The 23,362-nt window shown below is 44.2% G+C and carries 22 protein-coding genes and 2 tRNA genes; 18 read left to right on the top strand and 6 right to left on the bottom strand.

Annotation, left to right across the window (positions count from 1 at the left end; all coding sequences use genetic code 11):
- The first annotated feature begins 27 nt into the window (after positions 1 to 27).
- The 7 genes from H8K52_RS19170 to H8K52_RS19140 all read left to right on the top strand — a co-directional run bounded on the left by H8K52_RS19170 (position 28) and on the right by H8K52_RS19140 (position 6,465).
- A complete protein-coding gene (locus H8K52_RS19170; RefSeq protein ID WP_186924525.1) occupies positions 28 to 1,572 on the top strand; it encodes a DegQ family serine endoprotease in 1,545 nt (514 codons plus the stop codon).
- Between the two features lie 144 nt (positions 1,573 to 1,716).
- Entirely contained in the window at positions 1,717 to 1,971 is a 255-nt protein-coding gene (locus tag H8K52_RS19165) for a glutaredoxin family protein (protein ID WP_186924524.1), read from the top strand.
- Positions 1,961 to 2,596, top strand: a complete 636-nt coding sequence (gene rnhB, locus H8K52_RS19160; protein WP_186924523.1) for a ribonuclease HII — start codon at positions 1,961 to 1,963, stop codon at positions 2,594 to 2,596. The genes H8K52_RS19165 and rnhB overlap by 11 nt, the downstream gene beginning before the upstream one ends.
- Positions 2,597 to 3,391 carry a TrmH family RNA methyltransferase gene (locus H8K52_RS19155; RefSeq protein WP_186924522.1) on the top strand — a complete coding sequence of 265 codons (795 nt, stop codon included), beginning with the start codon at positions 2,597 to 2,599 and terminating at the stop codon, positions 3,389 to 3,391.
- A 163-nt stretch (positions 3,392 to 3,554) separates the two neighbouring features.
- Positions 3,555 to 4,925 (top strand): nucleotide 5'-monophosphate nucleosidase PpnN, encoded by a 1,371-nt coding sequence (ppnN, locus tag H8K52_RS19150; RefSeq protein ID WP_281387993.1) that lies wholly within the window; start codon positions 3,555 to 3,557, stop codon positions 4,923 to 4,925.
- A gap of 205 nt (positions 4,926 to 5,130) precedes the next feature.
- Positions 5,131 to 6,087: a chemotaxis protein gene (locus tag H8K52_RS19145; RefSeq protein ID WP_186924521.1), complete on the top strand. Its 957-nt coding sequence runs from the start codon at positions 5,131 to 5,133 to the stop codon at positions 6,085 to 6,087.
- A gap of 141 nt (positions 6,088 to 6,228) precedes the next feature.
- A complete protein-coding gene (locus H8K52_RS19140; protein ID WP_246464702.1) occupies positions 6,229 to 6,465 on the top strand; it encodes a hypothetical protein in 237 nt (78 codons plus the stop codon).
- Between the two features lie 89 nt (positions 6,466 to 6,554).
- Here H8K52_RS19140 and H8K52_RS19135 read toward each other — a convergent pair whose 3' ends face one another.
- Positions 6,555 to 8,369 (bottom strand): GGDEF domain-containing protein, encoded by a 1,815-nt coding sequence (locus tag H8K52_RS19135; protein ID WP_186924520.1) that lies wholly within the window; start codon positions 8,367 to 8,369, stop codon positions 6,555 to 6,557.
- Between the two features lie 434 nt (positions 8,370 to 8,803).
- Between H8K52_RS19135 and H8K52_RS19130 the strand changes: the two genes are divergently transcribed.
- The 3 genes from H8K52_RS19130 to H8K52_RS19120 all read left to right on the top strand — a co-directional run bounded on the left by H8K52_RS19130 (position 8,804) and on the right by H8K52_RS19120 (position 10,267).
- Positions 8,804 to 8,894 (top strand) — tRNA-Ser (locus tag H8K52_RS19130).
- Positions 8,895 to 9,177: 283 nt separating this feature from the next.
- Entirely contained in the window at positions 9,178 to 9,468 is a 291-nt protein-coding gene (locus H8K52_RS19125; RefSeq protein WP_186924519.1) for a hypothetical protein, read from the top strand.
- Between the two features lie 211 nt (positions 9,469 to 9,679).
- Positions 9,680 to 10,267, top strand: coding sequence for a hypothetical protein (locus H8K52_RS19120; protein WP_186924518.1), 588 nt, complete (start codon positions 9,680 to 9,682; stop codon positions 10,265 to 10,267).
- A gap of 32 nt (positions 10,268 to 10,299) precedes the next feature.
- Here the strand turns inward: H8K52_RS19120 and H8K52_RS19115 are convergent.
- Positions 10,300 to 10,376: transfer RNA gene (locus H8K52_RS19115), tRNA-Pro, on the bottom strand.
- Positions 10,377 to 10,595: 219 nt separating this feature from the next.
- On the opposite strand from H8K52_RS19115, the gene H8K52_RS19110 reads away from it, so the two are divergent.
- Both H8K52_RS19110 and H8K52_RS19105 read left to right on the top strand, forming a co-directional pair.
- Entirely contained in the window at positions 10,596 to 11,720 is a 1,125-nt protein-coding gene (locus tag H8K52_RS19110) for a M14 family metallopeptidase (RefSeq protein ID WP_186924517.1), read from the top strand.
- Positions 11,721 to 11,725: 5 nt separating this feature from the next.
- Positions 11,726 to 12,190, top strand: coding sequence for a CYTH domain-containing protein (locus H8K52_RS19105; RefSeq protein ID WP_186924516.1), 465 nt, complete (start codon positions 11,726 to 11,728; stop codon positions 12,188 to 12,190).
- A gap of 79 nt (positions 12,191 to 12,269) precedes the next feature.
- On the opposite strand, the gene H8K52_RS19100 is transcribed toward H8K52_RS19105, so the two are convergent.
- Entirely contained in the window at positions 12,270 to 13,505 is a 1,236-nt protein-coding gene (locus H8K52_RS19100) for a DUF2863 family protein (RefSeq protein ID WP_186924515.1), read from the bottom strand.
- A 79-nt stretch (positions 13,506 to 13,584) separates the two neighbouring features.
- Entirely contained in the window at positions 13,585 to 14,277 is a 693-nt protein-coding gene (locus H8K52_RS19095; protein ID WP_186924514.1) for a glutathione binding-like protein, read from the bottom strand.
- Between the two features lie 296 nt (positions 14,278 to 14,573).
- Between H8K52_RS19095 and H8K52_RS19090 the strand changes: the two genes are divergently transcribed.
- The 3 genes from H8K52_RS19090 to H8K52_RS19080 all read left to right on the top strand — a co-directional run bounded on the left by H8K52_RS19090 (position 14,574) and on the right by H8K52_RS19080 (position 17,091).
- Complete coding sequence (locus H8K52_RS19090) at positions 14,574 to 14,978, top strand: BlaI/MecI/CopY family transcriptional regulator (RefSeq protein ID WP_186924513.1); 405 nt, start codon at positions 14,574 to 14,576, stop codon at positions 14,976 to 14,978.
- The gene (locus tag H8K52_RS19085; protein ID WP_186924512.1) at positions 14,975 to 16,285 is read left to right on the top strand and encodes a M56 family metallopeptidase; all 1,311 of its coding nucleotides are present in this window, start codon (positions 14,975 to 14,977) and stop codon (positions 16,283 to 16,285) included. Before H8K52_RS19090 ends, H8K52_RS19085 begins: the two co-directional genes overlap by 4 nt.
- Before the next feature lie 80 nt (positions 16,286 to 16,365).
- The gene (locus H8K52_RS19080; RefSeq protein WP_186924511.1) at positions 16,366 to 17,091 is read left to right on the top strand and encodes an SIMPL domain-containing protein; all 726 of its coding nucleotides are present in this window, start codon (positions 16,366 to 16,368) and stop codon (positions 17,089 to 17,091) included.
- A gap of 84 nt (positions 17,092 to 17,175) precedes the next feature.
- Here the strand turns inward: H8K52_RS19080 and serB are convergent, their stop codons facing one another.
- Complete coding sequence (serB, locus tag H8K52_RS19075) at positions 17,176 to 18,024, bottom strand: phosphoserine phosphatase SerB (protein ID WP_186924510.1); 849 nt, start codon at positions 18,022 to 18,024, stop codon at positions 17,176 to 17,178.
- A 29-nt stretch (positions 18,025 to 18,053) separates the two neighbouring features.
- Entirely contained in the window at positions 18,054 to 21,473 is a 3,420-nt protein-coding gene (gene mfd, locus H8K52_RS19070) for a transcription-repair coupling factor (RefSeq protein ID WP_186924509.1), read from the bottom strand.
- Positions 21,474 to 21,602: 129 nt separating this feature from the next.
- On the opposite strand from mfd, the gene ispD reads away from it, so the two are divergent.
- The 3 genes from ispD to H8K52_RS19055 all read left to right on the top strand — a co-directional run bounded on the left by ispD (position 21,603) and on the right by H8K52_RS19055 (position 23,192).
- Positions 21,603 to 22,334 (top strand): 2-C-methyl-D-erythritol 4-phosphate cytidylyltransferase, encoded by a 732-nt coding sequence (ispD, locus tag H8K52_RS19065; RefSeq protein WP_186924508.1) that lies wholly within the window; start codon positions 21,603 to 21,605, stop codon positions 22,332 to 22,334.
- A 20-nt stretch (positions 22,335 to 22,354) separates the two neighbouring features.
- Positions 22,355 to 22,846, top strand: a complete 492-nt coding sequence (gene ispF, locus H8K52_RS19060; protein ID WP_186924539.1) for a 2-C-methyl-D-erythritol 2,4-cyclodiphosphate synthase — start codon at positions 22,355 to 22,357, stop codon at positions 22,844 to 22,846.
- Positions 22,847 to 22,919: 73 nt separating this feature from the next.
- Positions 22,920 to 23,192: a DUF4404 family protein gene (locus H8K52_RS19055; protein WP_186924507.1), complete on the top strand. Its 273-nt coding sequence runs from the start codon at positions 22,920 to 22,922 to the stop codon at positions 23,190 to 23,192.
- Positions 23,193 to 23,362 lie beyond the last annotated feature (170 nt).

Here is a 23,362-nt window from a genome sequence, read left to right as displayed (position 1 = left end):
AAGGTGATTTAGCGTAACGGTGACGATATGAAAAAAATACGATCTTTTCCTGTTCAAAAACATATTTCCATTTTAGTTTCTTCCGTCTTAATCAGTGCTTCAGTGTTTGCGGTTGCTAGCTTTTTCAGCCCAACGAATAATGCAAATGCACAAGCAACAAATCCTCCGCAAACAAATCAGGCGCCTTCAACTAGCGCAGCACCCGCGCCACTGTTGGTGACTGGCTTGCCTGACTTCACTCAGCTCGTTGAGCGCACTAGCCCGGCAGTTGTTAACATCCGTACTACCCAAAAAATAAGTCAAGCTCAAGGTGACCCATTTGGAGACGACGAGCAGGCACAAGAATTTTTCCGGCGTTTTTTTGGTATGCCAGCGCCGCAACAAAATCCAAGAAACCGCCGTCAAGCACCTAAACAGCAAGAGCAAGAAGTACCTCGTGGTGTTGGCTCAGGATTTATTGTCAGCCAGGATGGTTATATCTTAACCAATACGCATGTGGTCGAAGATGCGTCAGAGGTGTATGTAAAACTGACGGACAAGCGAGAATTTAAAGCGAAAGTGATTGGTAGTGATCGCCGTACCGATGTGGCTGTCTTGAAAATTGAAGGCAGCAAGCTGCCTAAAATCGCGATAGGTGACTCGGATAAAATCAAGGCTGGTGAGTGGGTGATTGCGATTGGCTCACCATTTAATTTAGACAACACCGTCACATCGGGGATTATTTCCTCGAAAGCGCGTGATACGGGGGATTATTTACCTTTGATACAAACTGACGTGGCGGTGAACCCAGGAAATTCTGGTGGCCCTTTGATCAATATGCGCGGTGAAGTCATTGGTATCAATTCACAGATTTATAGCCGCTCAGGTGGCTATATGGGGATTTCTTTTGCTATTCCTATTGATGAAGCGATGCGGGTGGTTGATCAGTTGAAGAGCTCTGGTGTCGTGTCTCGTGGTCGTATGGGCGTTGAAATTGGCGAATTGAGCAAAGAGGTTGCAGAGAGCTTAGGTTTAGGCAAAGCTCAAGGAGCTTTGGTTGCTAAAGTTGAACCAAATGGCCCAGCTGAAAAGGCAGGCATTCAAGATGGTGATGTGATTTTGAAATTTAATGGCACAGCGATTGAAAAACGTAGTGATCTCCCTCGTATGGTTGGTGCCACCAAACCGGGTAGTAAAGCGACTGTTTCTGTGTGGCGTAAAGGTGCTGCAAAAGATATCACGGTGACTGTTGGTGAGGCTGAGGCGGATAAACCAGTTCAAAAGGCTGAAAAGAAATCCAAAAAGGAGAAAATAGACAATCATTTGGGCATTGCTGTGTCTGATTTAAGTGACGCGCAAAAACGAACTATGCCAAACAATAATGGCGTCGTGATTGATGGCGTTGATGGCCTTGCGGGGGCAAGTGGCTTACGTCCGGGCGATATTATTTTAATGATGAATAATGTCGATATTAAAGATGCGAAGCAATTTGATGCGATGGCAGCGAAACTTGACCCTAAAAAGTCGGTTGTATTATTGGTTCGTCGTGGTGAGGCTTCACAATTCTTGGTGATTCGCCCAGCAGCACAATAAATTTTGTCGTCTCTCGATTTAGATTGTTTTGAAAGCCGTACAAGGAAACTTGTACGGCTTTTTTGCTATCCAAACTGATTCAGTCAGAATCCGGCTGGGAGACGATATAATCTCGGCTGTTTGCACTTCTCTGCCCCTTCAACTATGGCTCAATTTACGCTTTATTCACGTAGCTACTGTCATCTATGTGATGATATGTTGCATCAATTACGAAATTTTTTGTCTGATGATAGTGCTTTAATTGACGTGATCGATATCGATGCAGATGACGCATTGGTGCTTAGATTTGATGAATTGGTGCCAGTTTTATTTGGCCAAAAAAATGGGCAAGATGCTCTACAAATTTGTCATTACTTCCTTGATGTCGACAAACTGAAAGATTTTTTGAATGCGCAATAAAGAAGCCAAAGGCACGGCAAATTTGTCCCTGTTTCCCGATGTGGAGGATTACGCAGGTGAACTGGTTTGTGGGGTTGATGAAGCAGGGCGGGGCCCTTTGGCGGGGCCAGTGACTGCTGCTGCCGTGATTCTTGATCCAGCTCGACCTATCGAAGGCTTGCGTGATTCCAAAAAATTGAGTGAGACGCAACGCGATGCGCTCGCGATTCTGATCAAAGAGCGTGCATTAGCATGGTCAATTGCCGAATGTTCGGAGCAAGAAATTGATGAGCTCAATATTTTACAAGCGAGTCTGTTAGCAATGCGTCGTGCTGTTGAAGGCCTGTCAGTCAAACCGACGCTGGCGCTCATTGATGGCAATCGTTGCCCAGTGATGGGAGTGCGATCCGAAGCGATTATTAAAGGCGATGATAAGGTTGCTGCGATTTCGGCCGCTTCAATTCTGGCAAAAACTGCACGAGATCATTTACTGGCAAAGTTGCATCTGATCTATCCGCAATATGGCTTAGACCAACATAAAGGCTATCCGACGGCACTCCACCTCGCGCGACTGAGAGAGTTTGGTGTGTCGGCAATCCATAGAAAATCTTATGCGCCAGTGAAGGCCTTATTGAAAGATCAGTAAATGAAACAAATTACGTCGCGCGACAATGCGCTGTACAAAGAACTAAAACAGTTGGCCGCGTCGGCTAGTGCACGTAAAAAAGCCGGTAAAACGATCTTAGATGGCGTACATCTATGCCAGGCTTTTTTACAACATCGAGCTGCTCCTGAAATTTGTGTCGTGTCAGATCATTGTATTGAGCATGCAGAGGTTGCTGAGATTCTTGCTCGATGTGAGAAGCAAGGTGCTCAATCCATTTCCCTTCCTGAGAATTTGTATCAAGCGCTGAGTCAGGTTGAAAACGGCATAGGCGTTCTTTTTGTGATTGCTACACCACAATTGGAAATGCCATTGACGTTGTCGGTTAATGCCGTTGTGCTCGATAATTTACAAGATCCGGGTAATCTCGGATCCATTCTTCGGAGTGCAGCAGGTGCTGGGATCACTCAAGTCTATTGTAGTGTAGGCAGTGCTTCTGCATGGTCTCCAAAAGTGTTACGCGCTGGTATGGGAGCGCATTTTCTCTTAGAGATTTTTGAGGGGGTGAATTTACACGCACTGCTCAGTGATGCCACGATACCAATCTTGGCGACAAGCTCTCACACCAAGACTACGATTTATCAAAGTGATTTGAATCGACCAGTAGCCTGGTTATTCGGACACGAAGGTCAGGGCGTCGATCCAGAGTTGATGGCAATGGCAAATGAGACCGTGACAATACCCCAAACAGCAGAGATTGAGTCTTTAAATGTGGCTGCAAGTGCTGCGATTTGTTTTTTCGAACAGGTGCGTCAGCAAATCGTAGCCAAGGAATAATCCTTTCGTAGAAATTTTTCAAATAAAAAGCTGTCAGATATCTTTGTATATCTGACAGCTTTTTTTGTCTGGATGTGGTGAATTTGATTGCCCGCTTGAAAGTTTTTGGGAATACGTGGATACTCAAAGTCCAACTAATCGAAAAGAAGAGGGAAATTCAATTATGAATTATGAAGTAATGGACGCACAGATTGCACCTGAAGGACATTTGGAAGTTTTGTCGAAAGCAGAAGTCGCGAGATTATGGGATACCAGTCATGGTGGTTTGTATCAGCTATTTCGTAGCTGTGCTTTAGCGGTACTCAATTGCGGTAGTGGTTTGGATGACGGGAAAGAATTATTGGAGCGCTATAAAAGCTTTGATATCAGTATCGTTCAACGTGAGCGTGGTATCAAGTTGGATGTCAAGGCGGCACCTGCCAGCGCTTTTGTCGATGGTGTGATGATCAAAGGTATTCAAGAGCATTTATTTGCAGTGTTGCGTGACATTCTGTTTATTGATGGGGAAATTCTAAAGAATGCGCATATTGACCTCGAAACAACTGAAGGCGTGACCGATGCCGTCTTTCACATACTCCGAAATGCAAATCTGTTGCAGCCACAAATTAGTCCCAACCTAGTGGTTTGCTGGGGTGGACACTCGATCTCTGGACATGAATACGACTACACGAAAATAGTTGGCTATCATTTAGGCTTACGCGCCATGGATATTTGCACGGGTTGCGGTCCCGGGGCGATGAAAGGGCCGATGAAAGGGGCCACGATTGGACACGCTAAACAGAGGATAGAAAATGGTCGCTATCTTGGTGTTTCTGAGCCCGGGATTATCGCGGCAGAGGCACCGAATCCCATCGTTAATGATTTAGTGATTTTGCCAGATATTGAAAAGCGCCTAGAAGCGTTTGTACGAATGGCTCATGCGATCGTGGTATTTCCAGGTGGCGCAGGGACTGCTGAAGAAATTCTCTACTTGCTTGGAATTTTATTGCATCCTGATAATGCGCAAATGCCATTCCCTGTGATTTTCACGGGGCCAGCGTCAGCGGCGGATTATTTCAAGCAGATCGATCAGTTTATCTTGGCAACTTTAGGTGCGGAAGCGCAAAGTAAGTACCAAATTATTATCGACGATCCTGTAAAAGTTGCTCGCGAAGTGCAAGCCGGGATCAAGACGGTGCGTTCTTATCGCAAACAACACGGTGATGCTTATTATTACAATTGGCTCTTAAAAATAGATCGTGAATTTCAACATCCATTTGCGCCAACCCATGAAAATATGCGTGGATTGGCATTGCATAAAAACCAGCCAGCACATTTGCTAGCTGCGAATTTGCGTCGGGCCTTCTCCGGTGTCGTTGCGGGAAATGTAAAAGATCAAGGAATTCGTGCGATAGAACAATATGGACATTTTGAGATCTGTGGAGATCCAGACATTATGCATGCAATGGATATTCTCTTGGATTCATTTGTTAAGCAAACACGTATGAAATTGCCAGGTAAGGCATATATACCATGTTATAAAGTGATTAAGTAAGGTATAAAGATCTCATCACGTTTGGAAAAAATACCATGTTTTTATTACGCTATAACTTTCATGTTGAAACATTTTTGTCACATCATTGAAAAAAATAAATATTTCAGATGGGAAATTAGTGTTTCTTCAGAAAAAAGTAGCATAATAAGAACGTGGTGCAACTTAAGATTGTCGTGTAGCTACAAAATTAATGAGGAAGATAAACATGAGCACTGTACAACATGAAGTTGATGAACGTACCAACTTAATCAGTTCAAATAAGTTTGAATTGTTGTTGTTCAGATTAGGTGTGGATGGGGTTAATCAGCGTTCTGAATTATTTGGTATCAACGTATTTAAGGTACGTGAAATTGTCGCTATGCCTGAAATCACTGCTGTGGCGGGGGCATTGCCTCATAACTTAGGTGTCGTTAATTTGCGTGGGCAAATCATTCCAGTGATTGACTTACCCTCAGTTGTTGGCCGTACTCCAACGACTGGCTTGAATATCATGCTGGTGACAGAGTTTGCGCGTTCAACGCAAGGGTTCGCTGTTGAATCTGTCGAAGAAATTGTTCGCTTGGATTGGAGTCAGGTACTGTCTGCGGAATCGAGTGCAGCTGGTGGTATGGTCACTAGTATCGCTCGCTTGGATGGCGATGCCGAAGATACGCGCTTGGCACAGGTTTTGGATGTCGAGCAGATTTTGCGACAAATTGCACCTAGTGGTAATAAAGACGTCGATTCCGAGACCATCGGTGCGAAATTAAAAATTAAGCCAGGAGCTGTAATTTTAGCCGCCGACGATTCGGCTGTGGCACGCGGCTTAATTGGTCAAGCTTTAGATGCTATCGGCGCGCCTTACATCATGTGCAAAACTGGCAAAGAAGCTTGGGAGAAATTGCAACTTCTGCATGCGGGTGCTCTCGCTGAGGGCAAAACTTTACGTGATAAAGTCGCTTTGATGTTGACTGACTTGGAGATGCCAGAAATGGATGGTTTTACTTTGACGCGAAATATTAAGCAAGATGATCGCTTCAAGGCTTTGCCTGTGATTATTCACTCTTCGCTTTCTGGTACTACAAACGAAGATCACGTGCGTAGCGTTGGTGCGGATGCTTACGTTGCCAAATTTGTTGCGGAAGAATTGGCGGCAACGATACGAGAAGTTATTACTCATTAATTTTTAGTTCTCCTGACAAGAAGCGTTGACTTGGTCTAAAACTGAGTCAACGTTTTTTTATGTACAAAATCGGTGATTGCAATAAACCAGAGTAAGATGCTGCGGTTGTTCAATTACTCAGCACAAAAAGGAATTAATAAGATGGAAAAGTTCATGACCTATGAAGAATACTTAGACGAAGTCACGACACTTCTAACCGAAATGTATAACATTAATGATGAAGCAGCGATTAAGTATGTTATGCGCGCGCAAGCTGCAGACTATTTTAGTCCACACGACGATCATGAGGAAATGCGTACATTAGACCGTGCGATGAAAGATGCAAAAATAGTCTATGAGACGCGCAATAAATCGCGCCCTGAAATTTATCGCAAATAATTTTGGCTTTATCGTGCAATTGGATTTAGCAAGCTTGTACCAATGGAGAGTAGTCTTCTGGACTTTGCAGACCCTATAAATCAATTTGCTTAATTTCCCGAATTGGTTTCTCTCCTCCTGTCTATAAATAAACTGTTGCCAAATAATCGTTTGGCCTGTTTCTTGGCATCGGCTGCGGCAACGGCGATTTGATGATGCGATGCGTAAGTTCCAGCGTTGGCTCGTATCACTCCTAACGAAAGGCTGATCAAAGGGTAAAAAACTTTTTTTCCTTGTCGGTCTTCGCTGATATATCCACCTCGATCTCTATCCTCGATACTATAAAATTCTGAAATTGCCTCAGCAAAATTTTGCAGAATTTTTCGACAGCGATGTTCCCAATCATCACTCTGAAACAAAACAATGAAGTCATCGCCGCCAATGTGACCAACAAAATCTTTATTGATATCGCATTGTTGCGCAATCACTTTGCTAGTCATCTGTATAACCTCATCTCCACGCTGGTACCCATAGACGTCATTGAAAGGTTTGAAATGATCTAGGTCACAGTAACATGCGAAGAAAGTGCTGTGTTCTTGAAGAAGGCGGTCTATCTGCTGATTTATTGGAACATTTCCTGGTAATTGGGTTAGCGGGTTAGCGTAGCGAGCTGCATCGATTTGCATTTTCGTAATTTCACGCATAAGGTCGGGTCCAGTAGCCAAGCCAGTGTATTGACCATTTTCAACCACAATGATGCCGTTAATTAGGTGCTCCGGATCGGCTTCTACTATCATGTGACTAACCTGTTGCAGACTAGTGTTTTGCTCCACAATTAGTGGTTTATTGTCCATAAATACAGAGCAAGGCTTTTTACCATAAAGCTCGCGCTGAAATGGCCTAGAAAAACGATCAATCATCGCATGACGATTGATGATGCCAACAGGAATCTGCTTATCTACAACAGGAATAATCTTCAATTTGGGATCAGCTAAAAATAGATTTTCAACTTCATTATTCAATGTTGACGAGGTAATAAAAGGGGGGGATTTGATAATATTTTTGATTGTCACAATATTCTCGTTTGCTACAGGTGGCGCTGTTTTTTTATATTGTTTGACTAATAAAGCTTTGGCAACCTCGGCCGAAATCGCCTTAGCAGGATTTGCATGTGGTTTGGCGATGTGGTAGCCCTGACCAAAGGCGATACCAAGATCTCTTAAGGTAATTAATTCGGCTTGAGTCTCAATGCCTTCGGCTACGACGCGAGAACCAGATTTCTCCGCTATGCCCTGTATCGAGCGTACAAACTGCTGTTTGACAGCATCTTTATCTATCCCATGAATGAAGTGCATGTCGATTTTAACGAACTCAGGATGAAGTTCTGACCACAATCTTAGACTGGAAAATCCCTCACCTAAGTCATCTATCGCGATTTCAAATCCCATTTGCCGATAGTGTAAAACTGCTTCATGTAATAACGCATAGTCATGAGTCGGTTGATATTCGGTCAGTTCGATGATGACATTTTCTGGGTTGATGCCCAATTCATGGATGTAGTTAAGTGTATCGCCATGTTTGGCATCACGTTGTAGAAGGCACTCTGGGCTAACATTTAAAAATAGCTTGCCCGGCAAATTCAAAAGTTTAAATTGCTCTAGAACAATTCGTCTGCAGAGATGCTCCACCGTCACGCTGAGACTATGCTCTGCGGCAGCTTGAAATAAATGAAGAGGTGAATGTAATGGGCTGTCTGACGGCCCCCTGATTAGGCCTTCATAGCCAAGAACCAGTCCATCAGACATTTGAATAATCGGCTGGAAGCGTGCACTTAATTGACGTTCTTCAATAATTTTTTTTAGTTGAATCAATAATACATTCCGCCCACTGTCGTCAATATTGGAATGTAGTTGTGCTACATGCATTGAGCAGTCATTGGTGAAATTTAGCCTTAGTCCATGTTCCATAAAATCAGTATTTAACCTTAGAAAATTGCCGACTCGAAATTTGTACTCGGCATCACAAGCTTAGTTGTCTAATGTGACCTGAGTATTTCATTTTGAAATGAATGAATTTATTGACTTCATAAGATTCTTTTTTTACCTAATAAAGAATCAAAAAACCTAGTAAATTTGGCTAAAAAATGATTATTTTGCAGTCATAGTTAGAGTAAACACTCTAATATGCTATTTGCATATTATTTTCAGGTGGAAATATTCTTTAATTCCTTATATATTCAAGATATCAAATAAAAATCCAATGAAATCAGGGCTTTTGATTATGGCATTGCTAAAAAAACAGGCTACCAATCAGTTTTGAACTTTGCTACAATCGCGGGCTTGGCTAGTTTTGGCAATTTGGAAAGATGGCAGAGTGGTCGAATGCACCGGACTCGAAATCCGGCATACGTTTATGACGTATCCAGGGTTCAAATCCCTGTCTTTCCGCCAACATCAAATTGCATGATTATTTGACGAAGAGCAAAAAACGTGCAAGGAAGTCAAGCAAGAATGGATTTTTGTGTTTTATTAGGGTTTGGTAATCATGACGTTATTTTGTTACGCCTTGATTACTGAATTTTGATGTTGTGTTTGACACAGTTTCTGTTTTGAAGTAGGGCGTTTTTATAGTTTTAATACTGTGAAGGCGAAATTAAAAATAGCAGCCAAACCGATTTGGTCTTGGTACATACAGATAAGTTTTTAACTGTATTTTGTGAAGAGTGAGAGAAAAATGGCAAACCTTTTAGACTTAAAGTCAGATGATTTTGATTACAACCCCAATAATTTATTGGATACATTGATTAAGCAACTTCATTTGAAAAATGATGCTGCTTTGTCACGCGCGTTAGAAGTTGCACCACCAGTAATTAGTAAAATCCGCCATCACCATCTGCCAGTTGGTGCATCATTACTTATTCGTATGCATGAAATAAGTGACTTGAGCATCAAGGAATTGCGTGCATTGATGGGTGACCGTCGGGAAAAGTTCCGCATTGGCGATCAAGTTATTCGAGTGGATTAATTCGATTGTATGGTCGCCAACACAGGGTTAAGTCATTCATGATTTAACCCTGTTTTGTTTTATCCAAGCAAAAAATGAGACATGTTTTCCTTGGAAGTCGTTGAAAAATGAAGGTTTTTCAAAAACCTAAAACTAGACATTATTTAGAGTCCCACTTTGAGAATGGTCGTGGTAGCATCGAGCGACATTCAATATCCTTATTGAGGCCACTATGTCAGTCCAAGTTACTGGTGCATCACGCTTAAGTCACGAAAATAAAATGCGACTTTATCCCACTAAGGTTATCAATATAATTGGTGGACCTGGCTGTGATAAGTCACTTTTTTCTTCTGCTATTATTCTCAATCTTAATTTGCGTCATAAATCCGTAGAGCAAATACCAGATTATGCAAAGTCTTTGGTGTGGCAAAAAGACTTCGAAGCATTAAAAAATCAATACCAAGTCGCTCAAAGACAGTTTGAAATGCTTGATCTGTTGGATGGGCAAGTGCAGTATTTGGTTACTGAGTGTGCGCTAATGCAAGTGCTGTATTACAACAATACATACAGTGAGAATATTTGCGATGTAGACAAAACCAGAGCGCAGATTTTAAATTGGTATCGTCGTCACGATAATCTTAATATTCTCGTCGAACGCGGAGATAAGAAATATGTTCAAGTCGGTCGATTTCAAAACGAAGAAGAGGCTCGGCAAATTGATTTTGATTTGCGGGAAACCTTAAATCGAGAACAAATTCCATTTGTTTCAATGCCACCAGATATAGCGATCATTAATAACTTTGCGCGCGCCCTCGCATAAATCGGTCAATGAGACATTCGAACTAATTCAATTGGTCGGGACGGCAAGATTCGAACTTGCGACCCCGTGCACCCCATGCACGTACGCTACCAGGCTGCGCTACGCCCCGACACTGAGCTGCGGATTATAGAATACCCGGTGTTTTTTTTCCATTAAAAAATGCATTACCGCAAATTTGTTTGATTCAGTGGATTAATATCGCCATTCAATTTAATTTTAGTGATTGTCAGATTAGTTCATATGCGGTGACAATAGCGTATAGCTGCTAAGCGCAGTCTGAACGAATCGATTCTTGCTATGAGCGAGAACACATTTTAGAGAGATCATTATGGGTTTAAAAATTAGTCAAAATTTTGATGCGGGTGCGATTGAAGTTGTCAGTGCGTTTAATGCTGAAAATATTGAATTGAAATTGCGTGCAGATTCGAATGCAGAGTTCATGCAATGGTTTTATTTTCGTCTGCAAGGCGCGCGTGATCAAGAGGCGAATATCCATATTTTAAATGCAGGTGAAGCGACTTACCCAGACGGCTGGGAGGGCTATCGTGCCGTGGCAAGTTATGACCGAGAAAATTGGTTTCGAGTCGAGACTGAATTTGATGGCAAGGTAATGACGATTAAGCACACGCCTGAAACCGATAGTGTGTATTACGCCTATTTTGAGCCATATAGTTGGGAGCGCCATTTGGCTTTGCTTGGTAGTGTGGAGCAATCAGAGCAAGTCAGAGTGGAGGACTTGGGTAGTACTGTTGATGGCAGAGATTTGAATCTGGTTATTGTCGGCAATCCTAGTGCAGAGAAAAAGGTTTGGATTATCGCTCGCCAGCATCCTGGTGAAACGATGGCTGAGTGGTTGGTCGAAGGTACGCTGAATGCGTTACTAGATTTGGCGAATCCGATTGCGCGTGCGATTTTGGATAAAGCGGTGTTGTATGTGGTGCCGAATATGAACCCTGATGGATCAGTGCGTGGAAATTTGCGCACCAATGCGGCTGGAGCAAATTTGAATCGTGAATGGATGACGCCATCTTTGGCGACCAGCCCTGAAGTCTATTACGTTAAAAAGAAAATCGAGGAAGTCGGTTGTGATTTGTTTCTCGATATTCACGGTGATGAAGGTTTACCGTATGTATTTGTCGCCGGTAGTGAAATGTTGGAAGGTTTCAGTGAAGGTCAAGTGCAAGAGCAGAACGCCTTTGTGGACAGTTTCTGTGCTGCGAGTCCGGATTTCCAGACGCAATATGGCTATGAAGCCAGTAAGTACAATGAGGACTTATTGAAACTGGCTTCAAAATATATTGGTCATACGTATAAGTGCGTTTCATTGACTCTAGAATTGCCGTTTAAAGACAATGCGAATATGCCTGACTTGGAAGTTGGATGGGATGGGGCTCGTAGTATGAAACTCGGTGAAGCGATGTTACAGCCGATTTTGACAGCCCTGAAGAAGTAATCGCTGTGGGTTTAGAGATCGAAAGAAAATTCTTGGTTCTCGGTGACGACTGGAAGCAGCTCGCCGAGCCCGTATTTATGCGACAAGGCTATTTGAGCTCCGAAGCTGGTCGAGTCGTGCGGGTGAGGGTTGAAGGACAGTCGGCAATGCTGACAATCAAAGGAAAGACGATCGGAATATCTCGCGGTGAATGGGAATATGCTATCCCTCTCGCCGATGCGAAAGAGTTATTGGATGGTGTATGTCAGCAGCCCTTAATTGAAAAACACCGCTACCGTATCGCGATCGACGAGGTGGTGTGGGAAGTTGACGAGTTTTTTGGCGACAACGCAGGTTTGGTTGTTGCCGAAGTCGAATTAACTAGTGCTGATCAGGTATTTGTTAAACCGTCTTGGCTTGGTGAAGAGGTTAGTCACGATTATCGTTACGCGAATGCGAATTTGTTCAAGCATCCATTTTCACGTTGGTGATAGCAATTAATATGATTAAAAAAACCAGTCATTGCCGACTGGTTTTTTTATGTCTTCTAATTAATTGATTTAACCAATGTTAGTGCAGATGCACTGAACCTTCGGGTGGAGCGTCATCTGGCATTTCGGGATGCACTAAATCACCTTCTGCGTCAGCATACAAAGGTGCCTGGCAGTCATCGCAAAATTCCATTCCATAAATGTCTTCAAGAATCTGGATCTGTTGAATTCCACTTTCTTTGAGTAAGGTTGGAATTTCACCTTTTCGTTCGTCGATTGGAGAAATGGACGGCCCCACTAGAGCATTGAGTTCGTCTTCTTGTTGATAAAGCGGCCAAATCACGCCGTAGATAATCTCTGGCTCCTTTCTGAGTGTGAACCCAACCCGGATTTCATCGACTTGACCTGGGTGGGTTTCTGGACCAAATCGACCAATGACAGCACCAAGTTCGCTAGCTTCGACATTTAGGGTCTGGCTTAAATAGAATACGGTTGCTCGAATCGATATTGGGCGAACTAAAATATCGGCTTCACGACAAGCCGAGTAATAAGACTCTGGCAGTAAAAATTCAAATCCGCATCCCGGGAGCAAGTGCGCAATATCGGCATGTGCTCGCTGTTTCCAAAGTAGGAGAGCCGCTTCTTTTGCTTTCGCAATGTCAAAAGGCGAGGGCGTCATTTGCCATTGAAATAGAGGTGAATTAATTGGTGCCAAGACCACGCCGAGTAAATAGCGGCTGTCAGCCAAGAATGGAACAGTCTTCGGTAAATCTTTTGGCGTTGCAATGGATTTGTTTTGTAAAAAATCTCGTGCTGTGTGATGTAGCAGATCATTGATAGCGCAATGGTCTTGTGGCAATTGATCGATCGAATACAAAGTCGGCAAGAGACAAACTTGTACGCCTTTGCACATTAACGACTCGCGCCAGCTTGTCGTCAGTGACTTGAGTATCGTTGCAGGAATATTGCCTGATGCAATATCGAAGCGACTCCACGCCAAGATAGGTGCGGCAACCAAGAGCAAGTCATAAGAGGTATCACCATCCTGTATGCGACCTGAGGTCGCGAGGGATTCCATTGCCTCGATCAAGACCTCATACGCTTCTGGCTGATTGGTGAATACATGTTCGGCGGCAGCATCTAAGACCGACTGATGTTTTGTTTCAAGGTTCTTTGCAACCAGAGCATCTAACAAAGTCTGCCAATCATGATCTTCCAATCGACTACCAGACTGTGAGACCGCTAAGGATAAGTTGGTGATACGTAGTGAATCACCAGCCAATTTTTGAATTTTCTTTTTAGGTGCGCGTCGCATAATGTCAATTTTTCCTTATGGTGTTTTTGTGCTGGCGCAGGTGCAAAATGCTAGTCGATAAATATACTTACAGGATGCACTATTTTTTTGCGTACTGTGTTTGTCCAAACAAAATATCTTTGGACTTGCTGTCGGTCAATGGTTTTCTATGCTTAGTCAAAACCTGTAATCCCCTCTGAACTGCAGGGCGCGCATCAATGTCGTCAAACCAGCGTTTTGTTTGCGGATATTCTGCCCAATCTATGCCTTGATTCGCGGACGAGCGCGCCCACGGAAAACACGCTATATCAGCGATCGTATAGTCATCGCCAGCGAGATAGGCTTGTTGCGACAATTGTTTTTCTAAGACTTGGTATAAACGTTTTGCCTCGTTGGTGTAGCGATCATAGGCGTAATCAATCTTTTCCGGTGCGTAGATCCTGAAATGATGTGCTTGACCGAGCATGGGACCAAACCCACCAACTTGAAACATCAACCATTGTAAAGTTTGATATTTTTCTCTATCGGTTTGCCCTAAAAATCGTCCAGTTTTACCGGCGAGATAAACCAAAATGGCACCAGATTCAAACAGTGCGATTGGCTTGCCATCGGGGCCATCTGCATCGACGATCGCTGGAATTTTATTGTTTGGAGAAAACGCTAGAAACTCTGGTGAAAATTGGTCTCCAGCGCCGATATCAATCGGAATCGCGCGATAGCTTAGTCCACATTCTTCTAACATGATATGGACTTTGTGGCCATTTGGTGTCGGCCAGGAATAAACATCAATCATTACAAGAATCTCCTCAGTGGTTTGCGCTGCTTGCGCAGAATTAGGATCAAAAATCTCGTTCCGATTATATCCCGAGCGTGAGCATTCCGAGTTCAAGTTTAGCCTACGATGATTGTTATCATCTCTAAGATCAATATCTACATTGCTCACTAAACTTCTGGCACGTCAGGCGAGCGATGGCGTTCGGTATTAAAACAACAAACGTAAATGAAATCAAAAAGAATCAAAAAATATCTAGACAAAATAATCTAGATTATTTAATCTGGACGAATCGATCTACTTGAGATTAAATTCAAATGAAAAAAAATACTTCCACAAATAGTGAGCAAGCTAGACCACCAAAGCCAACCAGGGCCGAGATGGAGTTAATGCGCTTGCTTTGGGTTTTGGGCCCAGCGACGGCGAAACAAGTGCATGAGGCAGCACAAAAGGAGCGGTCAGAAATTGCCTACGCATCGGTATTGCGCATGCTTCAAGTGATGCACAGCAAGGGGCAATTGCGTCGCGATGAAAGTCAAAAGGCGCATGTGTATGCAGCGGTTGAAGAGCAAGACGCCTTACAGACCAATTTGGTAAAGGATTTAATTCAAAAAGCATTTTCTGGCTCGGCCAAAGCCTTGGTTCTGGCTGCCTTACGTTCTCACGTCAGCAAAGAAGAGCGTGAGGAAATTCAAAAATTTTTGCATGGGGATGAAAAATGAACTTCGACTTTCAATTCCTCACGAACGCCATCGGTTGGGCGCTGGTTAACTTCCTCTGGCAGGGCCTTGCGATTGCGTTAGTCACAGCCTTCTTGCTACAGATCTGCCGCAACGGTCGAGCGCAAACCCGTTATTTAATTGCGTGTCTCAGCCTTTCATTATGTTTTTTGGTGCCGATTTGGGAGTTGTTACAAAGCCTACAAACGACAAAGGAATTCATTGGTGCTCAGGTAAGCTCCAGCAGCTTCGTTGAATCTAAAGCTGCGTTAGCTTGGACTGAATTAACGCAGATTTGGTTTCAGTTGCACATCGATTTCATCGTTATCACCTGGGCGATTGTGGTTGCCATTCTCGCCTTGCGACTATTGCTTGGCGTTTTCTGGCTGCGATCCTACAGCAATGGAAAGCGTGGTGTCAGCAATAGCTATTGGCAGCAAAAAACCGATCAATTAGCTGCGCGTTTTCAGATCGATAAATCGGTCTTAGTACGCATCGTCCAAGATCTAGAAAGCCCGATCACCATAGGTTGGATACGACCGATGATTTTGGTTCCAGCGTCCCTTGTTACTGGCATGACGCCAAGCTATTTAGAGGCATTGATCGCCCACGAATTAGCGCATATTTCGCGCTTCGATTATCTGATTAACTTTATTCAAAATTTGATCGAAATGGTTTTGTTTTTCCACCCAGCTGTATGGTGGATTTCCAAAAAAATCCGCACTGAACGCGAGAACATTGCGGATGATTTAGCGGCAAGTATGCTCGGCGAACCGCGGCGTCTGGCACTTGCATTACAAGAATTGGAATACATCCAATTCACCACACCTCAACTCGCCCAAGCGGCACACGGAGGAAATCTTATGTCTCGAATCAAACGTTTAATACGTCCAGAAGTACAAAGTGTTAATTGGAAAACCGCGGTAACTGCATTAAGTATAAGCGCTGTTTGCTTTGGTATGGTGGCCAATGCCAGCGTTGGATCAATTCAAACCACTAAAACTAATGCACCAGTTTTGAGTAAAGAATTGAACGGAAGGATTAATTTTGCTAGTAGCGGTTGCCAACCTGAATATCCAAAAATTTCACTTGTGAAGCAGGAAACTGGCGTAACTAGACTCAAAGTATTTATGGCAGCTGACGGCAAGATTGAAAAAGTCGATGTGGTTAAATCAAGTGGATGGACAAACTTAGATAGTGCTGTAACAGAGCAACTTCTGTCCGGAAAATGCAAGGGGACGGTAGTGAAATCCAAGGGCGCTAGTCGAATCATCACGACGCAAGTGGAATATGTTTGGAAATTGGATTAAATAAATTTAAGTAACCCAGAAACCTTGAATCTAAGGTTTCTGGTATCGATGAGAACCATCTGTGATTGGAATTGTTTGTGATGATAATACTGAAAAGAATCTGTATTTTTTGCTGCTTTGCTCTGACTAGTTCTGCGATTGCATCATCGCTACCAAACTATCCCTTTATTCATGCCACAGGTGAGGCAAGCTTAAGCCTCCGGCCAAATATTGGTGAAATTGATTTTGAGTTGACCGAGTTGTCTGCTGATCCCGAATTAACTTTGAGCATGATAGAAAAAAGTTCTGCAGATGTGATGGCATTACTTGCGTCGTATGCTCTAGATTTGGAAGATATTGAAGCTGCGGAGATTAAGAAATATGTGAGCGCCGTCGAATATCTAGAGACGACAGAGACAACGAAAAAATATCGTTTGATGCGTAACTTCCATATTGTTGTAAGGGATATCCAAAAATGGAACAGCATCGTCACCAGCTTGTTGGCAAAACCCTATTTGGGAAATTTTTCTATCAATTTTGGACGTAACGATATAGATAGAATTCAAGCGGATTTAGTCATAATGGCGACGACAAACGCCAAAGAAAATGCTAAACGATTGGCGCAAGGCTTATCAGTGCGTTTAGGCGCTGCGAATGGTGTTTCTCAATCACCCTTGAAAAGTATTTCCACATTGTTGGGATTAGATGGCGCGGTTAGGCGTGAAGAACTTTCAGTGCAAAGTAAACCGATAGCCAAAGATTTTGCCGTACCAGTCTGGTTAAAGTACAAACAGAATGTGGAAGTCGTGTTTCGAATTAAGCCTTGATGTATTTTCATTATCTCTCTCCCTAAATAGGGATTTAAGCCGGGTGATGCTATGTTGTCCGGCCTTTTTTGAGAGAGTGGCGAATCAAAGTAAATTCAAAACTCCATCCAAACCAACGAAATTCAAAGCTACGCTAGCCTGAGCACATACCACTGGTTTAGCGCGGAATGCGACTGACAAGCCAGCAATCCCCATCATCTTTAAATCATTCGCGCCGTCACCCATGACGATGGCTTGTTGTGGACTGATACCAAGTTCTACGCAAATTTTTTCGACCGTGCGTTTTTTTTCATCGGCATCGACGATAGTGCCAATGACTTTGCCCGTTAGTTTGTCATCGATGATTTCGAGCACGTTGGCATGGCTGTAGTCGAGATTTAAGCGCGATTTCATTCTATCGGTAAAGAAGGTAAAACCTCCAGACACCAACAAAGTCTTTAAGCCTGCTTGCTGAACTTGCTTAAGCATATTTTCGGCGCCTAAGGATAACTGTAGGCGTTGGTCGTAGACTCGTTGTAGGGCGGATGCTTCTAATCCTTTGAGTAAGCCAACTCGGCGAATCAAACTTTCTTGAAATTCAATTTCGCCACGCATTGCCGCTTCAGTAATTTCTGCGACTTGTGGCTTTAGACCCTGCATATCGGCGATTTCGTCTATACATTCTATGGTGATTAAGGTGGAGTCCATATCCATCGCGACCAACTTAAAGTCACTGAGTTGGTGTGCTTGTCCGTGATAAACGTCGAGCTGCTCTTGCAAGCATAGCTCCTGAATTGCTTGCAGGATTTTGGCGTCGCATTGCACGTTTTCTAAACGCACTGCTTTGGTATTAATCGGTGCAATTTTCTGCGCGCCGGACATCTGCGCGATGCTTTGAATCGTTGCCGCTTGTTGGGGTAAGACGGTGTGTAAGCCTTGGATGATCAGATTCATTTTTTGTATAAAGATGGTGTGACGGTAAATTAGTGCAGCGCTTTCATCGTGCTCTTAATCTGGGCGACGCGTGCTGCCAGATCGGGCATGTTGGCGCTGATACGTAACTTATCTTGACCGTTTAGTTTAATGTGTTTGTTTTTCTGAACCAATTCGATAATGCGCATGGCATCGATCGGTGGTTGCGGTTCAAATTGCAGTGTTGCGGCTTCACTGTGTGCATCAATCTTGATAATGCCCAGCGGCTTAGCGGCCACGCGCAATCGGTGTGTTTCTAAGAGTGACTTAACCGGCTCTGGCAATTTACCAAAACGATCGATCATCTCTTCTTGTAAATCATCAATGGCATCAAGCTTGTTGCAATTTGCCAGGCGTTTATAGATCGATAAACGCTCATGTACATCACCACAAAAATCGCTGGGTAAGAGAGCGGGGATGTGCAAATTAATTTCTGTTGTAGTGGAAAGTGGCGCTGCGAGATCTGGCTCTTTGCCATTCTTCAAGCTGCGTACAGCTTCACTCAACATGTCTGAATACATCTGGAAGCCAATCTCGTGCATTTCACCGGATTGATTGTCGCCTAAGACTTCTCCAGCGCCGCGAATTTCCAAATCATGCATGGCGAGGTAGAAACCGCTGCCGAGCTCTTCCATTTGTTGAATCGCTTCCAGGCGACGATTTGCTTGTTTGGTCAATCCTTGTACATCGTGAACCAATAAATATGCATAAGCTTGATGATGCGAGCGACCGACGCGACCACGCAATTGATGCAATTGCGCCAAACCGAACTTATCCGCTCTATGCATGATGATGGTATTGGCGCTTGGGACGTCAATACCAGTTTCGATAATCGTCGTGCACAGCAATATGTTGTAGCGTTGCGCAACGAAATCGCGCATGACTTTTTCTAAGTCGCGTTCATTCATCTGGCCATGGCCGACCGCGATGCGTGCTTCTGGCAGCAAGGCTTCCAGCATGGCTTTACGGTTTTCTATCGTCTCTACTTCATTATGCAAGAAGTAGACTTGACCGCCGCGTTTGAGTTCGCGTAAGCAGGCTTCTCGGATTACTGAGTCGCCCTCACTGCGCACGAAAGTTTTGATCGCTAAACGCTTTTGTGGCGCTGTCGCGATGATCGAGAAGTCACGCAATCCTTCTAGCGCCATTCCCAATGTACGTGGTATCGGTGTCGCGGTTAAGGTCAGTACGTCGACTTCTGCACGTAAGGCTTTCAGCGTTTCTTTTTGGCGCACACCAAAGCGATGTTCTTCGTCAATAATCACGAGCCCGAGGCGCGAGAACTTCACGTCATCGGATAAAAGTTTGTGCGTACCGATTACGATATCTACCGTCCCATCGCCCATGCCTTTGATGGCTTGTGCAATTTCTTTGCCGCTTCTGAAACGGGATAGCTCTGCAATCTTCACTGGCCAATTAGCGAAGCGATCGGTAAAAGTTTGTGCGTGTTGCTCTGCCAAAAGAGTAGTCGGTGCCAGAATCGCTACTTGCTTGCCACCCATGACTGCGACAAAAGCGGCACGCAATGCGACTTCCGTTTTACCAAAACCCACATCACCACAAATCAATCGGTCCATCGGTTTGCCCGAGGTCATATCGCCTATCACTGCCGTGATCGCAGCGGCTTGATCAGGCGTTTCATCAAAGCCAAAACTATCAGCAAAGGCCGCGTAATCGTGGGCGGAGTATTCGAAAGCGTGGCCTTCACGCAAAGCACGCCGAGCATAGAGATTGAGTAATTCAGCGGCGGTGTCACGGATCTGTTGCGCGGCTTTGCGTTTGGCTTTTTCCCACTGACCCGAGCCTAACGCATGTAAAGGCGCGTCGTCCGGTGATGCGCCGGAATAGCGTGAAATCACGTGCAACTGCGATACGGGTACATATAACTTGGTGTCTTTTGCGTATTCCAAATGCAGAAATTCGGTTTCGCCTTCGCCCAAATCCATGCTGATGAGACCCATGTAGCGGCCGATACCATGATTGCTATGAACGACGGGATCACCAATTTTTAATTCAGACAAATCGCGCACCATGTGCTCGACTTGCGTTACCGCTTCTTGCTTTTTGCGACCTATACGCTTGCCAGAGCCGGCGTATAGCTCGGTTTCAGTGATAAAGGCGATGTCTTGCGCTTGAAAGCCAGCGTGTAGCGGCGCGACTCCCAATACTAATTTGGTGCTGCTGGTGATGAAGTCTGTGTAATCTTCACTGATGCTGATTTCTAGATCGAAATCGCGGAAATACTGTTGTAGAGTTTCGCGTCGACCGGCTGTTTCAGCGCAGATAAAAACGCGCTTATCGGTTTGCAATAAATACGAGCGCAAATTCGTCAGTGGATCATCAGCTCGACGATTCACGGCGATATCAGGTAAAAAACTGGAGACTTCGGACGCGGCACCACCGTTTTGTACGATCCAACGAGATTCAGATTTCAGCGTTGCAAAAAAATCTTCATCACGTAAAAAGATAGTTTCTGGCGGCAGGACAGGGCGCTCTCTATCGGATTTTAGAAACTGATAGCGGGAGCGCGTGTCGACCCAAAAACGCTGAATCGCCTCTTCAATATCACCTATCAAAACGTAATGCGTGTTTTGTGGCAGATAATCAAACAGTGTCGCCGTCGACTCAAAAAATAAGGGCAAATAATATTCAATACCAGCCGATGCAATGCCATTGCCTATGTCTTTGTAGACGGTGGAACGCGAAGGATCTCCTTCAAACTGTTCCCGCCAACGATTACGGAATGCGCTGCGACCCGCCTCATCCATAGGAAATTCACGACCTGGCAGCAGGCGAACTTCTTTGACCGGATACAAGGAGCGCTGTGTATCGGCGTCGAAGGTACGTATGGTTTCTATGCTGTCGCCGAACAAATCCAGTCGATATGGCAGCACCGAACCCATCGGAAATAAATCAATCAAACCACCACGAACCGAATATTCGCCCGGTGACATGACTTGGGAGACATGGGTGTAACCCGCCAGCGTTAATTGGGTTTTGAGCTTGGCTTCGTTAAGCGTTTCGCCAACTTTAAAGAAGAAGGTGTATGCCGCTAAGAAGGACGGCGGTGCCATGCGCACTAGAGCCGTGGTAGCAGGGACGACCAAAACATCGCAGTTGCCGCTATTGATCTCATACAAAGTTGCTAGACGCTCAGACACCAGATCTTGATGCGGTGAAAACGCGTCATATGGCAACGTTTCCCAATCGGGTAACAAATGACAGCGCAGATCAGGTGCAAACCACGGCAATTCACTGAGCAAGCGTTGTGCGTCGGCCGGGCTAGCCACAAAGATAGTCAAGAATCTTTGTTCGGCTTTTAAGGCAAAAGCTGCTTGCGCAATAGCATAAGCATCTGCTGAGCCATGCGTAGACGGCAATACAAATCGGTGACCAGCTTTGGGTAGTGCTTTGATGAAATCGAAAGACATTAGATGTAAAGCAAGGAGTTCTGCAAATTCATGCTAAACAGTCTGGAAAAAGCCCAGCGGCAGGAATTGGCGGTTAAAATGAACGTCAATTATAAACGATGCACAAGCACAGCTACTTGTATCCTCGAAATGACCCAACAATCTACTGATTTCTCGGATTTGCCCCGCAATCCGCAAGGCATAAAGCCAAAATACATCGCATTGATTCCAGCAGCCGGTGTTGGTGCGCGTATGGCTGCGAACATCCCTAAGCAATACTTGGACTTGGCGGGAAAAAGTGTTTTGCAAAGAACAGTAGATTGTTTTTTGTCTTGCCCGCAAATCGATCAGATCTTTGTTGCCGTCAGTGCTGAAGATGCCTTCATTGACGATGCTTTAGCTGAACATCAAAAGTTGACTGTCCTCAATTGTGGAGGCGAAACCCGTCGTGATACCGTACAAAATGGTTTGGAAGTGATACGCAACTATAGTCATTATCAAGATCACGATCTGGTGTTGGTACACGATGCGGCACGCCCAGGTTTAACTCCCGCGTTGGTGACTAAGCTAATTGAAGCAGTCGGTGACGATGTTAATGGTGGTTTACTAGCACTTCCGGTCGTTGATACGGTTAAGCGAAGTGTGGCCGGACAAGTAGAAACGATCGATAGAACAAATTTGTGGTTAGCACAGACACCGCAAATGTTTAGTTTGGGTCTGCTGTCGCGCGCTTTGGAAATGGCGATCGTAGTCACCGATGAAGCCAGTGCTATTGAAACGATAGGGTATCGCCCTAAACTAGTTGAAGGTGCTATGCGCAATCGTAAATTGACAGTGCCCGAAGATTTGGAATTTTTACATTTGTTTTTTAGAGACTTATGAGTGCAAGTGCAAATAATCGAATGTCAGTGCCAATGCCATTTCGTATTGGTCAAGGCTATGATTGTCATGCCTTAGTTGAAGGGCGTAAATTGATCATTGGTGGTGTTGATATTCCGCATAAAACTGGCTTATTGGGACATTCGGATGCCGATGTATTATTACATGCGATTACCGATGCATTGTTGGGCGCGGCTGCATTAGGTGATATTGGCAAATTGTTTCCCGATACCGATGCCAAGTTTGCAGGTGCTGATTCACGTGTTTTGTTACGAGAGGCTATTTCACGTGTACATGAGAGTGGCTACGTGTTGGGAAATTTGGATGGAACGATCATCGCGCAACAGCCAAAGATGGCTCCACATATTCCAGCAATGATTGCGCATATTGCAGCAGATTTGCAGGTATCGCCAACGCAAGTGAATATCAAAGCAAAGACTAATGAAAAACTTGGATATTTGGGACGTGAAGAAGGCATAGCCGCAGAGGCGGTCGCTTTGCTTTATAAAGTATAAATTATTTGAATTCGACGATCTGTTAAGCGTCGCACCGATCTACATTGTCATTTTGAGAACCAAGGAGAGAACGATGAAACGCGATATGTTAAAGGGTTTGCTAAAACAATTGCAGGATGGATTGCACACGACCGAACAAGTCGATGCAGAAATGAAGGCTTTACTTCAAGATTTGCATCAAGATATTGAAGTTGTGTTAGCAAAAGACGAAAACCCAGACGATCCTTTATATGCGGCTTTGAGTGATCGTTCACGCGCCATCTATGCAGAGTTTGCTAGCAAACACCCAAAATTAGAGCCCGCTTTACGCGAGCTTGGCAGTATGTTGGAAAAAATGGGCGTGTGATTGACTTAGCTATCGAAGAAATAAAAAAGACGCTCGAGAGCGTCTTCAGATCGCTGACAAACCCCGTCTTTTATTAAAAGCGGGGTTTTTTATTGGGTAATGATTGCGTCTCTAGTAGGCACTTTAAAAATAAAAGAACTTCGCCACGTATTTTTCAAACGAAGACTCAA

The organism is Affinundibacterium seohonense (assembly GCF_014284305.1).
In the GTDB taxonomy this organism is placed as follows: Bacteria; Pseudomonadota; Gammaproteobacteria; order Burkholderiales; family Burkholderiaceae_D; genus Undibacterium; species Undibacterium seohonense.
The sequence above is the reverse complement of the archived record's forward strand: the minus strand, read 5'-3'. Positions and strand labels throughout refer to the sequence as shown.